Annotated in this window: 17 protein-coding genes; 12 read left to right on the top strand and 5 right to left on the bottom strand. The window is 45.7% G+C overall.

The features are described from left to right. Positions 1 to 61 precede the first annotated feature (61 nt). The 7 genes from AC1RR2_RS15155 (at position 62) to AC1RR2_RS15125 (ending at position 5,200) form a co-directional block, all read left to right on the top strand. Positions 62 to 673: a GNAT family N-acetyltransferase gene (locus AC1RR2_RS15155; RefSeq protein WP_493223105.1), complete on the top strand. Its 612-nt coding sequence runs from the start codon at positions 62 to 64 to the stop codon at positions 671 to 673. A gap of 53 nt (positions 674 to 726) precedes the next feature. Beyond that, the gene (locus AC1RR2_RS15150) at positions 727 to 1,071 is read left to right on the top strand and encodes a terminase (protein WP_493223104.1); all 345 of its coding nucleotides are present in this window, start codon (positions 727 to 729) and stop codon (positions 1,069 to 1,071) included. 365 nt (positions 1,072 to 1,436) lie between these two features. Continuing rightward, positions 1,437 to 2,003 (top strand): sigma-70 family RNA polymerase sigma factor, encoded by a 567-nt coding sequence (locus tag AC1RR2_RS15145; protein ID WP_493223139.1) that lies wholly within the window; start codon positions 1,437 to 1,439, stop codon positions 2,001 to 2,003. Next, complete coding sequence (locus tag AC1RR2_RS15140; RefSeq protein ID WP_493223103.1) at positions 2,000 to 2,734, top strand: anti-sigma factor; 735 nt, start codon at positions 2,000 to 2,002, stop codon at positions 2,732 to 2,734. The genes AC1RR2_RS15145 and AC1RR2_RS15140 overlap by 4 nt, the downstream gene beginning before the upstream one ends. Positions 2,735 to 3,155: 421 nt before the next feature. Continuing rightward, on the top strand, positions 3,156 to 3,965 hold the full coding sequence (locus tag AC1RR2_RS15135) for a DUF3034 family protein (RefSeq protein WP_493223138.1): 810 nt from the start codon (positions 3,156 to 3,158) through the stop codon (positions 3,963 to 3,965). A 54-nt stretch (positions 3,966 to 4,019) separates the two neighbouring features. After that, positions 4,020 to 4,475, top strand: coding sequence for a group I truncated hemoglobin (locus AC1RR2_RS15130; protein ID WP_493223102.1), 456 nt, complete (start codon positions 4,020 to 4,022; stop codon positions 4,473 to 4,475). Between the two features lie 119 nt (positions 4,476 to 4,594). Next, positions 4,595 to 5,200, top strand: coding sequence for a sigma-70 family RNA polymerase sigma factor (locus AC1RR2_RS15125; RefSeq protein ID WP_493223101.1), 606 nt, complete (start codon positions 4,595 to 4,597; stop codon positions 5,198 to 5,200). 7 nt (positions 5,201 to 5,207) lie between these two features. Here the strand turns inward: AC1RR2_RS15125 and AC1RR2_RS15120 are convergent, their stop codons facing one another. From AC1RR2_RS15120 to AC1RR2_RS15105, 4 genes are all read right to left on the bottom strand, one after another. Beyond that, positions 5,208 to 6,137: a lipid A-modifier LpxR family protein gene (locus AC1RR2_RS15120; protein WP_493223100.1), complete on the bottom strand. Its 930-nt coding sequence runs from the start codon at positions 6,135 to 6,137 to the stop codon at positions 5,208 to 5,210. A gap of 287 nt (positions 6,138 to 6,424) precedes the next feature. Further along, positions 6,425 to 7,354, bottom strand: coding sequence for an alpha/beta fold hydrolase (locus AC1RR2_RS15115; protein ID WP_493223099.1), 930 nt, complete (start codon positions 7,352 to 7,354; stop codon positions 6,425 to 6,427). Continuing rightward, complete coding sequence (locus AC1RR2_RS15110; protein WP_493223098.1) at positions 7,311 to 9,782, bottom strand: DNA internalization-related competence protein ComEC/Rec2; 2,472 nt, start codon at positions 9,780 to 9,782, stop codon at positions 7,311 to 7,313. The genes AC1RR2_RS15115 and AC1RR2_RS15110 overlap by 44 nt, the downstream gene beginning before the upstream one ends. A 15-nt stretch (positions 9,783 to 9,797) precedes the next feature. Then, a complete protein-coding gene (locus AC1RR2_RS15105; protein WP_493223097.1) occupies positions 9,798 to 10,616 on the bottom strand; it encodes a TatD family hydrolase in 819 nt (272 codons plus the stop codon). 388 nt (positions 10,617 to 11,004) lie between these two features. Here AC1RR2_RS15105 and AC1RR2_RS15100 point away from each other — a divergent pair, with 388 nt between their 5' ends. After that, a complete protein-coding gene (locus AC1RR2_RS15100; RefSeq protein WP_493223096.1) occupies positions 11,005 to 11,313 on the top strand; it encodes a DUF1272 domain-containing protein in 309 nt (102 codons plus the stop codon). A 151-nt stretch (positions 11,314 to 11,464) separates the two neighbouring features. Then, positions 11,465 to 12,394, top strand: a complete 930-nt coding sequence (locus AC1RR2_RS15095; protein ID WP_493223095.1) for an EamA family transporter — start codon at positions 11,465 to 11,467, stop codon at positions 12,392 to 12,394. 25 nt (positions 12,395 to 12,419) lie between these two features. Here AC1RR2_RS15095 and AC1RR2_RS15090 read toward each other — a convergent pair whose 3' ends face one another. Continuing rightward, complete coding sequence (locus tag AC1RR2_RS15090; protein ID WP_493223094.1) at positions 12,420 to 12,989, bottom strand: hypothetical protein; 570 nt, start codon at positions 12,987 to 12,989, stop codon at positions 12,420 to 12,422. Between the two features lie 201 nt (positions 12,990 to 13,190). Between AC1RR2_RS15090 and AC1RR2_RS15085 the strand changes: the two genes are divergently transcribed. From AC1RR2_RS15085 to AC1RR2_RS15075, 3 genes are read left to right on the top strand one after another with little or no spacing between them, the layout of a single operon-like run. Beyond that, on the top strand, positions 13,191 to 13,760 hold the full coding sequence (locus tag AC1RR2_RS15085; RefSeq protein ID WP_493223093.1) for a GbsR/MarR family transcriptional regulator: 570 nt from the start codon (positions 13,191 to 13,193) through the stop codon (positions 13,758 to 13,760). 12 nt (positions 13,761 to 13,772) lie between these two features. Beyond that, entirely contained in the window at positions 13,773 to 14,009 is a 237-nt protein-coding gene (gene cydP / locus AC1RR2_RS15080; RefSeq protein WP_493223092.1) for a cytochrome oxidase putative small subunit CydP, read from the top strand. Positions 14,010 to 14,048: 39 nt separating this feature from the next. Beyond that, entirely contained in the window at positions 14,049 to 15,647 is a 1,599-nt protein-coding gene (locus AC1RR2_RS15075) for a cytochrome ubiquinol oxidase subunit I (RefSeq protein WP_493223091.1), read from the top strand. Positions 15,648 to 15,678 lie beyond the last annotated feature (31 nt).

The following is a 15,678-nucleotide window of genomic DNA, read 5'->3' as shown; positions in this document are numbered from 1 at the left end:
GCTAGCTTGTCGTCATGCCATAATATTAAGCTACGCCTACTCACTTCTGAAGAGAGGAACTATGTCCATATTTGGAAAATACCATCTTAGCAGCTTATTACCGAACACTTCCCATCTGCATGAGGTGTTTGACCACAAAACCCTGCCGGCACTGAACTTTCCGGATGCGGCAGCGCCCTCTATAGAATTACGCCCCCTGTGCGCCGCCGATTTAGTTTCCTGGTACGAGTACTTAAAACTAGAGGAAATTCGTCAGTGCACGAGTTGGAATGTCAGTTCACCTGCCGACTTGCAGCAATTTATTCACCGACCCGACTGGTCTAATCCCGCGGCACAGATTAAATTCGCGATTGCCAACAAACACGACGATCAGCTCATAGGTACGATAGGTTTTCACACTATCTCGCAAGTGAATCAAAGTGCGGAAATCGCCTATGATTTGAATCCAGCGTTTTGGGGACAAGGCATTGCCACTTGCGCTTGTAGGACATTGACGCAATGGGCCCATCAGCATGCCCAATTTCAACGCATACAGGCAACGGTATTGGACAATAATATTAACTCCAGACGAGTTTTGGAAAAGTGCGGTTTTAATCTCGAAGGCCATCTAAAAAAGTACCGCATCGTACGTGGCGAATCACGTGACTATTGGATATTTAGTCATATTATCTAAGCCATCACAATGAAATAAAAGACCACAAAAAAACGTAAAAGAAAGTAATCATCATGCTCAAACTTATTCAATGGCAATGGCAGGGCTATACGGAATTTCATCGTTCTCGCCTTAACCTACTCTTACATATTGTGCTAGTACCGGGATTTATTTGTGCCAATATCTATCTAATTTATAGTGTGGTCAATGGCCAGTATTTATTCGCACTGTTTTCTCTAGCGGGCATGGGTTTATCTATTGCATTGCAGGCTGTAGGACATCAACGAGAAGCACAGCCATCAATACCGTTTAGCAGCCCTTTTAATGCGGCCTCTCGTCTGCTCGTCGAACAATGGATAAATTTCCCACGCTTTGTAATGACTGGTGCCTGGTGGCGTGCTTTACAGGCATCTTCTTAAATTCTTCACAGTAAAATAATAGTCAAACGAGGTACAACCCAACACTCAGCTTTACCCTATCGTGACAAAAATGCTCGCCTTTTAATCTCACAAATGAACCAGAATAAGGCAGCAAATAAAATCGATTTTTAGTTAATCTAAAGGTGAAAAAAGTAAAATCCGGCATAAAATTTTTGCTAAAAATTCAAGCCCTTATGATTTTTTGCATCCGCTAAAGCTTTTTCTACGTATAAGTTAGCACAAACACTTTAAGACTCGACTTCGCACCGTCCTGTTTGTACAAATTGGCACTCACCTAACTCAAGTAAAAAGGAATTCCATTGTCAAACTTATCGACCCGAACCAAGGCCCTAGATCCCGGGCAAATGCACTTGTGGCTGCTGGCAGTCGCCAAGCAAGATGCGCAAGCTTTTCATTCTTTATACGAAGTCAGCTCCCCCAAATTATTTGGATTTGTCATGCGCATTTTGCAGCAACGCGAATTGGCAGAAGAAGTCTTGCAAGATAGTTTCGTCAACATTTGGAACAACGCATCCAGCTATCAAGCCAGCCTCGCCTCACCAATGACCTGGATGACGACGATAGTGCGTAACCGCGCTTTTGATTTGCTACGCAAATTAAATAATGGTCAGCATCTTAACGTCAGCTACGATACCGATGCATTTGAAACAGAAATCTGGCAGGCAATGGAAAGCCAAGATGCAACACCTATCCAGGCATTAGAGCTAAGTCAAGATGCAGCATCCTTGGCCCGTTGTATGTCGCGCTTGGAAGGCCTGCATAGACAAGCCATGAGTTTGGCCTACTTCCACGATCTGTCCCATAGCGAAGTGGCAGAGCAAATGCAACTGCCTATGGGCACGGTCAAAACCTGGATACGTCGCGGCTTGGAAAAATTAAAAGTGTGTTTAACCAAAGGAGCGTTGGCATGAATATTCAACATAAGCAGCGCCTGCAGCATAAATTAGCTGCCGAATTTGTGCTCGGCACCTTACGTGGCGGCGCACGTCGTCGCTTTACTACCTGGCTACAAAGCGATCCGCATTTACAACAAATTGTCAGAGAATGGCAAGCTCATCTAATGCCGATGATGGAATTTTCTACGGCCAAAGTGCCGCAAGCCCAAGTGTGGCGCAATATAGAAAAGCAACTCAAACTCGGTGCTGAGCGCAGTCAGAAAGCCTTGTTCCAATTTCTGCATGAATTGCGATTTTGGCGCGGCCTTAGCATGCTTGCGAGTGCGGCCCTCATTTTAATGACGGCGTTTGTCTTCAAACCACAAGACAGCAGTCTGTCAACGGAGATGTATGTGGCGACCTTATCCGATGATAAAGCTCAGCCGGTCGCTGTCATATCCAGCGATAGCAAACGTCGTCAGGTCTTGCTGCGTTTCGTCAACCGACCGCAAGTAGCCAGCAATCAGAGTTTAGAACTGTGGTCTATCTCTAAAGAAGGCAAAGTACGATCCTTGGGACTGGTCGATCAAGCTACCAACGCAGCAAATACGACCGCTGAGGTTTTACGCATTAATTTACCAGAAGGACTCACTAACGATACGCCTCAACTCCTGGCAATTTCGCTAGAACCTAAAGGTGGTTCGGGCAACCCTGAAAAACCTAGTGGCCCTATCTTATTTAAAGGTAATTGGCTGAAAACAGTTTAACAAAGCTTGTATAAACAATATCTAAAATATCCCTACTCTCTACCTTAGAAGTAGGGATATTTTTTATTCATCATCCAATAGTCTTCCCAAAAATGAATCCTCAATTAATTTCAAATTTTTTTGACTTTTTTTAAAAATAATTGAATCCATTCTCAAACGCTCTTCGTATAAGTTGGTAACAGCAATCATTAGTTAAGCAAAATTGCCTAAGCAAGTCGAATTAACCATCATTGTCTGGAATATGTATTCGCACCATAACGCGCCATTACCAATAAGCACAACTTAGGGAGTCACCATGCCTCATTTCATTTCTGACCGTATTTCACACCGCACCAGCAGCAAAGCCGGCAAAATTATTCTTCTCGCCAGCATAAGTTTAGGCATTCAAACAGCACATGCACAAACCTCACTCACGCCAGATATGGGCAAACTGACCGCTACCGGTGGTGTCAGTCAAGTTGAGGGAGCCGGTGGCGGTGGCTTAACGCCTTGGGCTTTGATTACTGGCTACGGTACACGTGATAGCTACGGCGCTAATGTTCATTACACTCAGGCGAATACCCAAGATTACAGTTTAAAAACCTATGGTGCTGCGATAGGAATTGCGGATCGCGTTGAATTTTCACTCGCCAAACAAGAATTCACTGGCAGCCTCGCGCCCTTAAACGCGCTCAATTTGAAACAAGATATTTTTGGCATTAAAGTCAAATTAGCGGGCGACGCCGTATATGACCAGACAGGCTGGATGCCGCAGATTGCCGCTGGTGTGCAATACAAACGCGATGCGCGTATAGGTGGATTGGGTGCGCTTGGCGTCACTAATGTCAAGCAATTAGGTGCGAAAGACGATCGAGGCGTTGACTATTATGTCTCTGCAACCAAGATCTATCTGGCACAAAGTCTCTTAGTCAATGGCACCTTGCGCGCCACCAAAGCGAATCAAATGGGTTTACTCGGTTTTGGCGGTGACAAGAAAGACCAGTACCAAGCGCAACTTGAAGGCTCGATTGCGTATCTGATCAATCGCAAATTAGTGGTCGGAGCCGAGTACAGAATGAAACCACGCAATCTGGGCGTCGATAACGAAAAAGATTTTTCTGATGTTTTTGTCGCCTATTTCCCTACCAAGAATTTCTCGGTCACTGCCGCCTACGTGCAACTGGGCGACATCACTATTTTTAATCCTAAAACACAACGAGGCTGGTACCTCTCACTGCAAGCTGGATTTTGATTTCACCACTTTTTGCTTGTAAGCACATCAACTAATCTATAGAAAGAAACCATCATGAAAAATTCACTTGTAACTAGCTTCGCAAAAATATTGACGATAGCAAGCTTTGCCCTGTGCGCCAGTCTCTCCGCAAACGCCCAAAACATGGACAAGGACGACAGCATTTATCAAGGCTTAGGTAAAAAAGAAGGCATCACCAAAATCGTCAATGATTTTGTTCCTATGATTTTGGCGGACCAACGTATCGCTCACTTCTTTTCCAAAATGAAAAAAGAAGAATTTTCTGAATTATTAGTCGCACAATTTTGTGAGTTGGCAGGTGGCCCATGTCAGTACAAAGGCCGTGATATGTACGAAGCCCATCAAGGCATGGAAATTAGCAATGCCCACTTCAATGCTCTGGCAGAAGACTTACAGATGGCAATGGAAAAGAACGATATCCCGTCGTCAATCTCCAATCGATTAGTCGCCAAACTCGCGCCTATGCAACGTCCGATTGTCAGCAAATAATTATTTTGCTTCTTTGGGCGATGTTCTTACTCGATAACTTGATTCATAAATAGTTTCCTTAAATAAGAACATCCCCAAGCCTCTCAATTTTCAATACACGACTTCAAAATAATCTAGCTATGGCGAACAATCTCTGCTTTCATCAACAATTAATTGCCCTGCGTCCGCAGCTCTTGCGTTTTGCGAGACAACGAATCCATGATGAGGCTATTGCAGAGGACACCGTGCAAGAGACGCTACTAGCTGTTTTAGAAAACCCGGATCGTTATGCAGGTAAATCGTCTTTATCGACGTATGTGATCAGTATTCTAAAATTTAAAATCATTGATGACTTTCGTAGCAGCGTTCGTAGCAGTGCCCGCAGCTGCGTTCACTACTCAAAACATATGAACAATAAAGTGGAAGAAGATTTATTTGATAGTGCGACGATAGGCGCGGAACAAGAAGGATTTTCTAGTATTCGTTATGGCATTACACAAAGTAGCTTGTGTACCGAATCAAATCCTTTGGCGGAACTTGAGCAAAAAAACTTTTTTTCGAATTTAGAAATTGCGCTACATGACTTACCGCCCAAATATGCACGCGCCTTTACCTTGTCGGATTGCATGGAATTTGATAGTGCAGAAATATGTGCAGAACTTGGCATCAGCAAAAACAACTTGATGGTCTCAGTACACCGGGCGCGCCATGCTTTGCGTAGCGCCCTAGTGCATCTGCAGCACTAAGCTAACATCACATCCCATACGTTAATTGCAACTTGGCGAAATTTTGTGCGCCTTTTGCGTTCGACAATTCCTTAATTTCAGAGCCGCGACGTAATACTGAGGCATAGAATCCCCAAGTGTCACCTCGATATTGATAACCGAATTCGATTTCAGGAACCAAGCGGTTAGGGTTAACGGCTAATTCTTGGTCGCGGAAATAGCCACCTTGCAAACTAGCGTTATAGCCTACTAGTTTTAATTCTGCGCGACTAAAAATAAAACTACCTGGCGCATCCACGCTGCCGCTGAGTCGACCATAACGCCATGTTATTTCAGCCTTCGCATCGGTAAAGATATTGCCGACACGTGCTTTAAAGCGCGTACCCAGATCTGATTCGGTACTCAACTTCCATGCGGCTGGGCTGACTTCTGCATTTAACACCGCGCCCCATTCTTGCTTTAGCTGGGTGCTCCACGCTTGTGGCAAGGGTTGATTAAACAATCTATGCAAATTCGTTTGTGTCCATTCACCTGCAGCACAGGGGCCTAAGCAACCAAGTTCCATACCCAGTTTTGTACCACTGCCATCGGCAAATTGAACTTCTTTAAACAGGCCCGCATACAACCAGGCTGCGTAGGGATGATCAAATTTATTAATCTGTCCTGGTCGTAATTTAATATCCGATGCCGTGTACAAATCTTGCCCGACATACCAAGCATAAGTTGTACTGTGTTGTGGTGTGAGCAAAAATTGACGTACGATCAAATGATTACCGCTAGTGTAAAAACCATCATCTCGATTGAGCAGCAAGCTATCATTTTCCACATCCAGAGTCAGGCTAGTGCGACCTTGCGCCTGTACTCGTTGGTACTCTTGTATCGAAGGGTAAAAATTTTGTGCTTGAGCCTGAGTACTAATGAAGAGCAAGACAATGGAAGTAGTGAGGGATGTACGCATAGTCAAATGAAAAATGTAAGCAATTAGCAAGATATTTAATTCAACCCAGATTTTCCATTAGGATTTGCGATGATGACAGATGCACTTTTCGAGACAGGTTTGATGCGAAGGAGGCGCCAATAGCTGGCTATTGGCAACGAAGAGCAACAAAAATGGCCGAAAATGCGCTGTCAGCACGCAAATAGCACTGTAAGTGCGTCTAATGGAAAATTTGGGTTCAATAAGCCTCCAATTCTACGCGAGTATTCCAGTTGGACAAACTGCGTTATGAAGTCAAATTCACTTACTCACTCAGCGATTTGCTTGGGACTTTGCACTAACAATCTTTGTATCATCAGATGGCAGGCTTGGGCGGTTTTCTCTGGCATTTCCATAGGTAGTAAATGCCCCGCTGGCAGTTGTACAAAATAGTCACCACACATTTTACGTGTCGCATCGAGTCCGCCTTGACGGCATTCTATCGATTCTGTGCCGCCGACAAAACCGATAGGTACACTGAGACCATGACGTGCAATCGTACCCAAATTACCGGGCAAAGTCAGGTAGATAGCAGTTTCAATTTCACGAGTAAATTTTAAGCTGATACCCTCGGGATGCGGCTGCATCCCGGCGTCAATATAGTCCTGCAATACTTCCGGCGGCCAGATTGCAAATTTTTCTTTTGATGAAAAATGTTCGAAAGCTTCTTGCTTATCACGCCAGAGCATACGGCGTTTCGCTGAGAATTGTGCTGGTGAATATTTTTCTAACAGACCTAAAGCACGGAAGGTCTTGAGGAATAAAGAACGCCAGCCGGTCACCACGGGCGAATCTATCATCAACACGCAGCGCACCAAATCAGGCCTACGGCTTGCAGCCATCAAGGACAGAATACCGCCCAAGGAATGTCCAAGTAGAATGACGGGTTCTTGATAGTTTTCCTCTAGCGTATCTATCAACTCTTGTACCAGAAACGGCCAATTGACAGTGACCGGGTAGTCGGAATTATGTCCATGCATGTCTAAAGCATGAATCTCATAATGCGGCTGCAACTGCTCAAACATCTGACGATAAGTCCCGGCGGGAAAGCTATTGCCGTGGCAAAAATGGACTACTGGTTTGGACATAGCTTGCAGCTTCACATTGATATTAAGTTTAATAAGGCTAAGTTTAAAATGCTGGGTGAAGTAAGTCTCATCGTGAGTACCAATATCGCGCATGATCTTTGCGATATTCATTCACCGTTATTGCACTGCCAAATTGTAATGTGATTGCACCGCTCGTGTCCGTCCTTAGAGGCTTTATTCCAAAATCTAAATAACGTTGCATGACTTCAGGTTTGGGATGATGATACCGGTTTAAATAGCCAACTTGAAACAATGCGAACTCGGGTCTGACTGCTCGTAAAAATGGCGAGGTAGATGAGGTAGCACTGCCATGATGCGGTGCCAATAACACATCCGCCTTCAGTTTCTCGGGAATGCTATTCACTAGTTCGTCTTCTTGTATTGCTTCAATATCGCCCGCTAGTAACAAGCTATGTGTTTTTGTCGATATTTTTAAAGTACAACTTAATGCATTGGTCTTCCACTTGCTACTGGTATAAATCACCGGCACTGGATGCAAGATTTCAAACTGTACGCCATCCCAATTCCACAATAGTCCTGCCTGACAACGCTGATGTTGACCCGCAGCTAGTACTATCGGATGGGTAGGTACCAAGGAAGACGACACCAGATCAATGTCCAGATTTTGTATCAAACTCAAAGCGCCACCCGAATGATCACTATCACTATGAGTAATCATGAGTTGATCAATTTGATGAATGCCACGCGCTTGAAAATAGGGCAGCAAAACTCGGGTTCCCGTATTCGCTTCTACAGAAAAACCCGGCCCCGTGTCGTACAGCAGGCGGTGCTTGGCAGTCTCGATCAAGACCGCACTTCCTTGGCCGACATCAAACACCGTCACTCGCATATCCCCAGTATCAGGCACGCTGACAGGCTGCCACAGCATAGGCATGCAACAAATCACACCGAGAAAACGCAAAGGCCATCCGCGCGGCATCAAACACCAAAGCACGCCTATCATTGCCAAAGCAAACATCCACCAAGTCGGAATAGGTGCGCTCCAGACCGCCCAAGAACTTTTACTCAAGAACCTTAAGAACTGCGCCAATAAACTCACCAATTCATGTGCCAGCGTCAGTAGGTATACAGAAACTGGTGCGGGCAAAATACTGCCCAACAAAGCCAAAGGCGTCACTACAAAACTGATCAAGGGAATAGCTACGGCATTTGCAATCGGACTGATCAATGAAACTTGTGCGAACAAAAGTAAGCTCAAAGGCAGTAGTCCCATCGTCACTGCATATTGTGCGCGACCAGCTAGGCGCAACTTCTCCTGAATGCCCTGCCATCTGATTTGCCAGCTAGATGCGGCTTGCGGTTCATCATCAAGCTCCGCAGAAAAAGTGTAGCGTCCCAAAGAAACAAAGAGCAAAACAGCGACTGCCGCAAACGACAAATAGAAACCTGGTGACAATACCGCCCAGGGATCCAGCAGCAATACCAATCCCAAGGCGATACATAAAATATGACTAATACTGGCAGTACGTCCACTCCAGACTGCAAGCGCCACTACCATCAACATCCAAAGCGTACGCTGTGCGGGAACGCCAAAACCAGCTAAGGCAACATAAATGAAAGCAGCTACCAAGCCAGCAATTGCCGCCACTTTAGGTGCAGGTAAACGCAATGGCAATTGTGCTTGGGTAAAAAAGGAATGCCGCCACAAGTAATACATCAGCGAGGCAAAAATGCCTGCAATCATAGTGATATGCAAACCAGAAATCGAAATTAGATGTCCTATCCCTGTGCGATTAAAAATCTGCCAATCGCTTTGCGCAATATCTCTTTGATCGCCGATCACCAAGGCAGCGATCACACCAGCGTAGCTTGCTTCCCCCAGACTAGACATAATTTTTTCGCGCAAATGAAAACGTGCACGTTGATTCAAATTATGCAGACTCCAAACAAACTCTTGCTGCAGTTGATTGGACGCAGATGCTGCACTTTCAGTTGTGCTATCGCGTACTGAGCCTGTCGCGCGTATGCCCTGTTCTAACAACCAGACCTCATAATCGAATCCATCTGGATTGGCATTCCCATGCGGTCGTTTTAAACGCACGGTCAATTGCCAGCGCTGCCCGGGGCGCAGATCCTTAGCCGCAATGGGATTCGAAGGCTGATCAAACCAAGCCAAGGCTAGTTTATCGGGGAGTTTATCTAAGGTCGTCGCATCAATACCCGCAGGCGCTACCTTGCTATGATACTTCTCGACCAAAAAATTAAACCGCAGGCCTTGCGGTACGTGCTTGGGTAAATTATCGATGACACCTATAATTTGCAGATCACGGTTTTCTAATGCGGGCGGTAATTGTTGGCTTAAATAATAATGCGCATAAAGTGCTGCCCAGCAAAATCCCAGCAATCCTGCAAACAGTATTGGTAAGCCTCGTTTTATTGAGCGCTTCAATATCTTTGACTGCATGCCAAGAACTAACGACAAAGATAGAAAGACCAGACCGGTTAAATACACCCACACTGGCAGCAGTTGCGCCTGTTGCTGCAACAGCGCGACTCCAACCGCAAAACCGATCAGCACCAGCCGCACTATCGCCTAACTTAGAATGACTTGTCCTGCCATGCGTGGCAGGACGGACAGCACATTCGCACTAGTGTGCCGTGCGGCGTCTGACAAAGTGAGCTGACGTAAACTCGCAAACTCATGACCTATCTGCACTAACTCACCTGGCGTATTGATCCCGGGATGACACCAGCGTGGTGCTATGTCTGGTGCATCGGTTTCTAAGACGATGCTACTGATCGGCAGTTCGCTAGCGAGGCGTCGAATTTGTAAAGCGCGGGTAAAAGTCATAGCACCACCAAAGCCCAATTTAAATCCAAGATCAATAAAATGCTGCGCTTGCTGCACACTGCCATTAAAAGCGTGTGCAATACCGCCTTGAACGGGAATACGTCGCAAAAATTTTAATATTTTATCTTGTGATTTTCGCACATGTAGCAACACGGGCAAACCAAAATCTCGCGCTATTTTTAATTGCTCGCTATAAAAAAACTCCTGCTTCTCTTTTAGCGGTGAAATAGTCAAGGCAGGGACAAAGAAATCCAAACCAATTTCACCCACAGCAACTAAACGTTTTCCGGCCACGGGATCATTGAGCAAACGGGCTATTTCTTCGCGTAAAAATAGTAGGTCTTGTTCCACCGAAGTCGCGACATACATGGGATGTATACCTAATGCGAAAAAACAATCTGTCCTTTGCGATGCCAGTTGCTGGACTTTGTCAAAATTTGATTTATGCACAGCAGGTATCACGATTGCAGAGACGCCCATACGTGCGGCCTCGTCCGCCAAGATGGCAGCTTGTGTCCCGAATTCACTGGCGTCAAGATGGCAATGACTGTCTATCCACATAGTGTCAGATTACTTTCTTAAATTTTGAACTAAATTTTGCGATGAATCCATTCTACAGTAGCGTGCTCATTCAGGAGGCGAGGCGACCAGGACAATCGCACAAAGCCGAAAGCAAAACCACTCAAGACAGAGACACAGAGCTAGCGAGATAGCGTAGAGAAAACCAGAAAATTCGATATTTCTTCGGTTTTTCTCCTTTCCTTCGGTGTCTCTGTGTTGAATGGTTTTATCGCTACTTCGCCACATGCTTTAGATTTCGGCTTCTTACAATTGCCCTTGCAAGCTGACAATCTTCATAAGGAAATTCGTCTCAGAAAACCACCTCTTTTCCTCTGTGTTAAGCTTAGTACATCGCTCCCAATATCTCCCCATTAAGTAGGATGCCGCCATGTTAGAACTACGCCCCAACTGCGAACACTGCAACAAAGATTTAGCGCCAAATGCGACTGATGCACAAATTTGTTCTTACGAATGCACCTTCTGTGTCAACTGCGTAGAACAGGTTTTACATAATGTGTGCCCTAACTGTGGCGGTGGTTTTACACCTCGTCCGATTCGTCCCGCACAAAACAGAAGAAACGAGAACTTCCTTGGCAAAAATCCTGCCAGCACTAAACGCGTATTCAAGCCTGTTGACCCTGAAGTGCATGCAGCGTTTATCAAAGGCCTTGAAACTATTCCGGCACACTTACGCTAAAACAAGGTGAAAAACCAAGGAAGCCTCGCCACAGTGGCGCAAAAGAAAAACTTGTTTTTGGTCTTTCTCTGCGTCCTCTGCGCCTCTGCGGCTAGCTCTTTCGCCTTTCGTTTGATTCACAATAACTTCACACCATTGCGCCGCCATTATCATGAGCCAAACCCAACTTAGTGCACGGCATTTAATCACCGCCCTCATCGTGATTGTTTTATGGGGCATGAATTTTGTCGTCATTAAAGTGGGATTGAAAGGCATACCGCCTCTGCTACTGGGCGCTTTGCGTTTTGTATTTGTCGCTTTTCCAGCCATCTTCTTTTTAGCCCGGCCGAAAGTCGAACTTAAATGGCTGATCGCTTATGCCGCGACCATCAGTTTTGCGCAATTCGCATTTCTGTTTTCTGCGATTGCCGTTGGTATGCCAGCTGGCTTGGCCTCTTTGGTCTTACAGGCTCAGGCATTTTTCACGGTAGGATTGTCCGCACTCGTGTTCGGAGACAAACTCAAGATCAGCAATGTACTCGGCATGCTGTTAGCCAGCATTGGTTTGGCCTTGCTCGGTAGTGCCAGCATGGGTGTACATGGCAGCGCAAGCGAAGTTAGCCTGGCTGGATTTATTCTGACCATATGCGCAGCCTTGTCTTGGGCTGGCGGCAATATCATCAGTAAAAAGATGGGCCAAGTCGGCGTGCTCAATCTGGTGGCCTGGAGCGCCCTGCTTCCCATCATTCCTTTTGTACTCATGTCCTGCCTGATTGATGGCAGCGATATCGTCTTAAGCAGCCTACGTAATATCGATGTCAACTCAATATTGGCGATACTCTACTTATCGGGCGCTGCCAGCTTAATTGGCTATACACTATGGGGAAAATTACTGACCACCTTACCCACCCATGTCGTGGCACCAATGACTTTATTGGTGCCCGTGGTTGGATTATCTTCTGCATGGATATTGTTGGATGAGGCCTTAAATATGACCCAAATTATTGGTGCTATCGTGGTCATGATGGGACTTTTATTCAACGTATTTGGCTACAAACTCATGGCCGCTTGGGCCAATTCAAAAAAATCTGAGCAGCGCTAATCCAATCATTTGCTCAGCAATTTCCTTAGTCATTCACTTCGTCCGAATCTGGTGTAAAGCCCCATTGAGGGCTGAGCAGAATTGCCAGCACGGCAGCAAGTGCAATCAAGATCGACAACCACAAAGCAATTGAGCTTTCGGCGACACGATGCGGATAAATTTTCACGACGGCGCCAAGGCCGATCAGATTGCCACCGGCAACGAGCACAGCGGAGGCATAGTCGTGAAAACGACGCGCCTTATTCGCACCAATCGCCCATTTTTGATGGGTGTTATAGCTAGGCAAGCTTTCATGGGCGTCGCCCAATTGCTCCAAAGCCGACAAGAAGCGGCGCAAATTCGTGATCGCCCTTTCTGCTTTGTAATTTAAGAATGCCAGACTCAGTGATGCGACGGGAAAACCTAGCATCAACCATTCGACTGGCACTTCACCGCGCGTCTCACCTGATTTTAAGGCGACCAGTGCCGCCAACAAACTGACTACCAAGGTGACATACAAAGCCAGTGCTTGCTGTCTTTGTGTGATGCGGGCGTTCACCTCGTTATAAGCCGCAATGAAACGGTAGTTGGCATCAACGGAAGCTGTTTTAGACATGGTAGAGCTTTCAAAAATAGTCACTTCACAATAAGAAATCGTCGTCGAGGAATTATAAACCTCGCAACATCGGCTCGCAGCCTAAATCGAATTCTGAGTGGTAGTCAGCAGGATTTTTTTAAACCTTCTATAATTTCAGTAATTCGTGAAAATTCAGAAATATCAGCAATTGTAGTAAGCAACTTAAAAATAAGGAAAATCATGGAAAGCCTAAGCCCACTCACCCAACGCTTCATTTTGCACTTCGGCGAAATGGGCAGCCGTTGGGGTATTAATCGCACCGTCGGTCAAATGTATGCCCTGCTCTACGTTTTGGGCAAACCCCTCAATGCCGATGAAATAGCTGAGTATCTTTCATTCTCGCGTTCCAATGTCAGCATGGGACTTAAGGAATTACAAGCCTGGCGCTTGGTGAAATTGATGCATAAACCAGGTGACAGACGTGAGTATTTCGAGCCACCTAAGGACATCTGGGACATTTTCAAAGCCTTGCTTGAAGAGCGTCGTCGTCGCGAAATTGAACCGACTCTATCCATGCTGCGTGACGCTTTATTAGAAAACCCAGCATCGGAAGAAGACAAACTAGCGCAAGAACGCATGCGTGAGATGTATCAATTGATCGAACTTTCGACATCTTGGTTTGACGACGTGCAACGTCTTTCTCCAGAAACCTTAGCCTCCTTGATGAAGATGGGTGCTAAGGTTGGCAAGCTACTCGATATCCGCGACAAATTCCGTTTTAGTGACGCAGAAAAAGACGACAACTCATAAAAAAGTGGCGAGATGAGCATGCTAGCTATCTTAAGAAAAATCACAAAAAAAAGTAGCCATACCGGGCTTCCACTTTGGCTAGAAATCAGTCTAATTCTTGGTCTGAAATTAATCGCCATTTTTGTCTTATGGAAGCTGTTCTTCTCACAGCCAAGCACCAAGAAAATGCGCCTACCGACACCTGTGGTTGAACAACATCTATTGTCTGCCCCCACTCAGCCAAGGCCGCCCAGGCAAAATTCAAACTAAAACCTATTGATATCCGTTTAAATCGAGTAGAGGAACACCATGAATCCCATAGAAGAAGTCATCAACCTGTCACGACTGCAGTTCGCGATTACCGCCATGTATCACTTTTTATTTGTACCGCTGACACTGGGACTGTCTTGGATATTGGTGATCATGGAATCAGTCTATGTCATGACAGGTCGTGAGATTTATCGCGACATGACCAAATTTTGGGGCAAGCTATTTGCCATTAATTTCGCTATGGGTGTCACGACCGGCATCACTTTGGAATTCCAATTCGGTACCAATTGGTCTTACTACTCGCACTATGTAGGCGACATCTTCGGAACGCCTTTGGCGATTGAAGGCATGATGGCATTCTTTTTAGAGTCTAGTTTTGTTGGACTGATGTTTTTCGGTTGGAACCGCCTGTCCAAGCAAGCACATCTTGGCGTCACTTTCTTGGTCGCGCTCGGCTCTAATTTATCCGCACTTTGGATTTTAATCGCGAATGGCTGGATGAATAATCCAGTCGGCGCAGAATTCAATTATGAAACCATGCGCATGGAATTGGTCAGCATGACACAAGTCATTTTCAATCCTGTCGCACAAGTTAAATTTGTTCATACCGTCGCTTCCGGTTATGTGGCGGCATCGCTATTCGTCTTAGGCGTCTCCTCTTACTATTTACTCAAAGCGCGCGATACGGCATTTGCAATTCGCTCCTTCGCGATTGCTGCGGCATTTGGTTTAGCGTCCACGCTCTCAGTCATCGTCTTAGGTGACGAGTCTGGCTATACCGCCGGTGAAGTCAATAAGGTCAAGCTTGCCGCCATTGAAGCAGAATGGCATACCGAGCCAGCGCCAGCTCCATTCACTGTCATTGGACTACCCAACGATGAAAAAGAACACACTGATTATGCAATCAAAATTCCTTACCTGATGGGTATCATCGCGACCCGCTCTACCGATACCCAAGTCACCGGCATCAAGGATCTAAAACAAGAAAATCGCCTACGCATCATCAATGGTATGCAAGCCTATGCCAAGTTGACCCAACTCAAATCCGGCACGCTCACAGGTGATGCATTAGAACAAACACGTGCGGAATTCAACATACTAAAACCCGACTTAGGTTATGGCTTGCTACTCAAAAAGTACACCCACAATGTGGTAGACGCCACACCGGAACAAATAACCAAAGCCGCAAATGACTCTATCCCCAAAGTGGCGCCACTGTTCTTAGGATTTCGCCTGATGGTCGGATTAGGCATCTTATTTCTCTTCATTTTTAGCGTTTCATTTTATTTCTTAATACGCCGTCGTTTAGCCAAACATCGCTGGCTGCTCAAGTTAGCGATGTTTAGTATTCCTTTACCTTGGGTGGCGATAGAAACCGGTTGGTTCGTTGCTGAATACGGCAGACAGCCTTGGACGATTGCAGGTGTGCTACCAACCCATCTTTCCGCTTCTACGCGTACTGTCAATGATCTGTATTTCAGTTTGAGCGGCTTTGTCATTTTCTATACCCTGCTCTTGATGGTGGAACTTTATCTGATGTTCAAATATGCGCGACTGGGACCTAGCGCTTTACATACCGGAAAATATCATTTCGAGCAGACACAAAATGTTGATCCTCAATCAGTAGCTAAAGCATAAGCACTCAAAAAATATAGGAAAAGGACATCGT

The organism is Undibacterium sp. GW821-FHT11H02, from assembly GCF_058808015.1.
Note: the sequence above shows the minus strand (reverse complement) of the source record. Positions and strands in the feature narration are given on the sequence as shown.